Consider the following 5,515-nt stretch of genomic DNA (forward strand, 5'->3'; position numbering starts at 1 on the left):
GCAGAAAGGCCACCCTGCGTTGGGTGGCCTTTCTGTTAAAGGAAGTCCGGCGGTGTCCTACTCTCCCACAGGGTCCCCCCTGCAGTACCATCGGCGCTGTGAGGCTTAGCTTCCGGGTTCGGAATGTGACCGGGCGTTTCCCTCACGCTATGGCCGCCGAAACACTATTGACGTGTCTCGAACAAGCACAAACGTAATGTTTGTTATGTTCGCGGTTTCGACCGTACGTCGAGAACCACAAAGTGGACGCAAGCACCAAGAACGGTGTGTTATCAAGTCATCGGCTTATTAGTACCAGTCAGCTGCACGTGTTACCACGCTTCCACATCTGGCCTATCAACCCAGTAGTCTGGCTGGGAGCCTCTCACCCGAAGGTATGGAAGTCTCATCTTGAGGCCGGCTTCCCGCTTAGATGCTTTCAGCGGTTATCCATCCCGAACGTAGCTAACCAGCGGTGCTCCTGGCGGAACAACTGGCACACCAGAGGTTCGTCCAACCCGGTCCTCTCGTACTAGGGTCAGATCCTCTCAAACTTCCTACGCGCGCAGCGGATAGGGACCGAACTGTCTCACGACGTTCTAAACCCAGCTCGCGTACCGCTTTAATGGGCGAACAGCCCAACCCTTGGGACCTACTCCAGCCCCAGGATGCGACGAGCCGACATCGAGGTGCCAAACCATGCCGTCGATATGGACTCTTGGGCAAGATCAGCCTGTTATCCCCGAGGTACCTTTTATCCGTTGAGCGACAGCGCTTCCACAAGCCACTGCCGGATCACTAGTCCCGACTTTCGTCCCTGCTCGACCTGTCAGTCTCACAGTCAAGCTCCCTTGTGCACTTACACTCGACACCTGATTGCCAACCAGGTTGAGGGAACCTTTGGGCGCCTCCGTTACTTTTTGGGAGGCAACCGCCCCAGTTAAACTACCCACCAGGCACTGTCCCTGAACCGGATTACGGTTCGAAGTTAGATATCCAGAGTGACCAGAGTGGTATTTCAACAATGACTCCACGGTAACTGGCGTCACCGCTTCAAAGTCTCCCACCTATCCTACACAAGCCACACCGAACACCAATACCAAGCTGTAGTAAAGGTCACGGGGTCTTTCCGTCCTGCTGCGCGTAACGAGCATCTTTACTCGTAATGCAATTTCGCCGAGTTCGCGGTTGAGACAGTTGGGAAGTCGTTACGCCATTCGTGCAGGTCGGAACTTACCCGACAAGGAATTTCGCTACCTTAGGATGGTTATAGTTACCACCGCCGTTTACTGGGGCTTAAATTCTGAGCTTCGCCGAAGCTAACCCGTCCTCTTAACCTTCCAGCACCGGGCAGGCGTCAGTCCGTATACATCGTCTTGCGACTTGGCACGGACCTGTGTTTTTAGTAAACAGTCGCTACCCACTAGTCTCTGCGGCCACCACACCCTTTTCGGAGTAAATCCGTATAAGCGGGTGGCCCCCCTTCTCCCGAAGTTACGGGGGCATTTTGCCGAGTTCCTTAACCACGATTCTCTCGATCTCCTTGGTATTCTCTACCTGACCACCTGAGTCGGTTTGGGGTACGGGCGGCTAGAACCTCGCGTCGATGCTTTTCTTGGCAGCATAGGATCACCCACTTTTTATCCGCATCGTGTCTCAGCCTGTATGAGAGACGGATTTGCCTATCTCTCGGCCTACGCACTTGCACCAGGACAACCATCGCCTGGCTGGGCTACCTTCCTGCGTCACACCTGTTAATACGCTAGCCGCACCAGAATGGGGTCGTACGCTAGGCCCCAAGCCATCACCCGAAGGATCCGGTCATGGGGATTCAGATACTTAGCACTACTGGATTAGCTTGGGCGGTTCTTCGCCGGTACGGGAATATCAACCCGTTGTCCATCGACTACGCCTGTCGGCCTCGCCTTAGGTCCCGACTTACCCAGGGAAGATTAGCTTGACCCTGGAACCCTTGGTCTTCCGGAGGACGTGTTTCTCACACGTCTTTCGCTACTCATGCCTGCATTCTCACTCGTGTAGCGTCCACGGCTGGATCACTCCGCCGCTTCACTCGCCACACGACGCTCTCCTACCCATCAACACGGCTGGACCACGAAGGCCTACCATAAATGTCAATGCCACAACTTCGGTGGCGTGCTTGAGCCCCGTTACATTGTCGGCGCGGAATCACTTGACCAGTGAGCTATTACGCACTCTTTCAAGGGTGGCTGCTTCTAAGCCAACCTCCTGGTTGTCACAGCAACTCCACATCCTTTCCCACTTAGCACGCGCTTAGGGACCTTAGATGGTGGTCTGGGTTGTTTCCCTCTCGACTATGAAGCTTATCCCCCACAGTCTCACTGCTGCGCTCTCACTTACCGGCATTCGGAGTTTGGCTGACGTCAGTAACCTTGTAGGGCCCATCGGCCATCCAGTAGCTCTACCTCCGGCAAGAAACACGCAACGCTGCACCTAAATGCATTTCGGAGAGAACCAGCTATCACGAAGTTTGATTGGCCTTTCACCCCTATCCACAGCTCATCCCCTCAGTTTTCAACCTAAGTGGGTTCGGCCCTCCACGACGTCTTACCGTCGCTTCAGCCTGGCCATGGATAGATCACTTCGCTTCGGGTCTAGGACACGCGACTGAATCGCCCTATTCAGACTCGCTTTCGCTACGGCTACCCCACACGGGTTAACCTCGCCACGTATCGCTAACTCGCAGGCTCATTCTTCAAAAGGCACGCTGTCACCCCTACTAAGGAGGCTCCAACGGTTTGTAAGCAAACGGTTTCAGGTACTATTTCACTCCCCTCCCGGGGTACTTTTCACCTTTCCCTCACGGTACTTGTCCGCTATCGGTCATCTGGGAGTATTTAGGCTTATCAGGTGGTCCTGACAGATTCACACGGGATTTCTCGGGCCCCGTGCTACTTGGGATACTCTTCACGCCAAGCCAGGCATTTCGACTACGGGGTTCGCACCCTCTATGACCGGCCATTCAAAGCCGTTCGTCTATACCTGCTTGTAACGCTGAAAGTTCGGCAGAACAATCAGAAAAGTCCCGCAACCCCGGGCATGCAACGCCTGCCGGCTATCACACACACCCGGTTTAGCCTCATCCGCTTTCGCTCGCCACTACTCACGGAATCACATGTTGTTTTCTCTTCCTGTGGGTACTGAGATGTTTCACTTCCCCACGTTCCCTCTACCCGCCCTATATATTCAGGCGGGAGTCACTAGGTCGGCACGCCGCCCAGCGGGGTTTCCCCATTCGGACACCCTCGGATCAAAACTCGCTTATCAGTTCCCCGAGGCTTATCGCAGATTGCTACGTCCTTCTTCGGCTCCAGATGCCAAGGCATTCACCGTTTGCTCTTAAAGACTTGAAATCACATGAGTTCATCAAGAATCGGTACCAGACCCCGAAGGACCTGGTCGAAATTGACTAATGATCTTTAAGATCATCAAAACAACACAACCCCAAAGGGTCATGCTGAAGATGCTCGCGTCCACTGTGTAGTTCTCAAAGTACGGGCGGTCCCCCAACCAGCCACCGGACAAACCGGAAACCAGAAGAAGGCCAGAAGTACCGCATGTGTTCCCACACCCGGTCCCTCAGGACCCAACAGCGTGCAGGCACCAAACCCACCAGCCCCCGCGTTCCCACACCGAAGTGCGTACTAGCAGAAACCATTGGTTCTGATGCCATGTCAAATGTTCCACCCATGAGCTCCCAGCGAAGAACGTATGCCTTCGAACTGGGTTCTGGACTCCGAAGAGTCAGATGCTCCTTAGAAAGGAGGTGATCCAGCCGCACCTTCCGGTACGGCTACCTTGTTACGACTTAGTCCTAATTACCGATCCCACCTTCGACGGCTCCCTCCACAAGGGTTAGGCCACCGGCTTCAGGTGTTACCGACTTTCATGACTTGACGGGCGGTGTGTACAAGACCCGGGAACGTATTCACCGCAGCGTTGCTGATCTGCGATTACTAGCGACTCCGACTTCATGAGGTCGAGTTGCAGACCTCAATCCGAACTGGGACCGGCTTTTTGGGATTCGCTCCACCTCACGGTATTGCAGCCCTTTGTACCGGCCATTGTAGCATGCGTGAAGCCCAAGACATAAGGGGCATGATGATTTGACGTCATCCCCACCTTCCTCCGAGTTGACCCCGGCAGTATCCCATGAGTTCCCACCATTACGTGCTGGCAACATAGAACGAGGGTTGCGCTCGTTGCGGGACTTAACCCAACATCTCACGACACGAGCTGACGACAACCATGCACCACCTGTTCACGAGTGTCCAAAGAGTTGACCATTTCTGGCCCGTTCTCGTGTATGTCAAGCCTTGGTAAGGTTCTTCGCGTTGCATCGAATTAATCCGCATGCTCCGCCGCTTGTGCGGGTCCCCGTCAATTCCTTTGAGTTTTAGCCTTGCGGCCGTACTCCCCAGGCGGGGAACTTAATGCGTTAGCTGCGTCACGGAATCCGTGGAAAGGACCCCACAACTAGTTCCCAACGTTTACGGGGTGGACTACCAGGGTATCTAAGCCTGTTTGCTCCCCACCCTTTCGCTCCTCAGCGTCAGTTACGGCCCAGAGATCTGCCTTCGCCATCGGTGTTCCTCCTGATATCTGCGCATTCCACCGCTACACCAGGAATTCCAATCTCCCCTACCGCACTCTAGTCTGCCCGTACCCACTGCAGGCCCGAGGTTGAGCCTCGGGATTTCACAGCAGACGCGACAAACCGCCTACGAGCTCTTTACGCCCAATAATTCCGGATAACGCTTGCACCCTACGTATTACCGCGGCTGCTGGCACGTAGTTAGCCGGTGCTTTTTCTGCAGGTACCGTCACTCTCGCTTCTTCCCTGCTAAAAGAGGTTTACAACCCGAAGGCCGTCATCCCTCACGCGGCGTTGCTGCATCAGGCTTCCGCCCATTGTGCAATATTCCCCACTGCTGCCTCCCGTAGGAGTCTGGGCCGTGTCTCAGTCCCAGTGTGGCCGGTCACCCTCTCAGGCCGGCTACCCGTCGACGCCTTGGTGAGCCATTACCTCACCAACAAGCTGATAGGCCGCGAGCCCATCCCCCACCAAAAAATCTTTCCAGTCACTAACCATGCGGTTGCGACTCGTATCCAGTATTAGACGCCGTTTCCAGCGCTTATCCCAGAGTGAGGGGCAGGTTGCTCACGTGTTACTCACCCGTTCGCCACTAATCCCCAAGTGCAAGCACCTGGTTCATCGTTCGACTTGCATGTGTTAAGCACGCCGCCAGCGTTCATCCTGAGCCAGGATCAAACTCTCCGTAAAAAAGAAATGCATACCCACCGGGGAAAACCGGCACGCAGCGAGTTTGAAACTGACCAAAGAGATGACATCATTGCTGACTTCATCCGAATGCCAACCCCAAAAGGAGTTGGTCTTTGATCCAAAGGAATTTCTCAACCAGCCCGAAAGCTGGACGAGGAATAAATTGGCATTTGACAAGTGCACGCTGTTGAGTTCTCAAGGATCGGATGCTCC

3 rRNA genes are annotated in these 5,515 nt (G+C 54.7%); all 3 read right to left on the reverse strand.

Going from position 1 to position 5,515, the window contains the following annotated elements:
* Positions 1-44: 44 nt before the first annotated feature.
* Positions 45-161, reverse strand: a 5S ribosomal RNA gene (gene rrf / locus CQ044_RS19290).
* A 107-nt stretch (positions 162-268) separates the two neighbouring features.
* Positions 269-3,371, reverse strand: a 23S ribosomal RNA gene (locus CQ044_RS19295).
* Between the two features lie 406 nt (positions 3,372-3,777).
* Positions 3,778-5,302: ribosomal RNA gene (locus tag CQ044_RS19300) — 16S ribosomal RNA — on the reverse strand.
* Together the 16S, 23S and 5S rRNA genes form the textbook arrangement of a ribosomal RNA operon.
* Positions 5,303-5,515 lie beyond the last annotated feature (213 nt).

The organism is Microbacterium sp. MYb64 (genome assembly GCF_002979495.1).
In the GTDB taxonomy this organism is placed as follows: Bacteria; Actinomycetota; Actinomycetes; order Actinomycetales; family Microbacteriaceae; genus Microbacterium; species Microbacterium azadirachtae_A.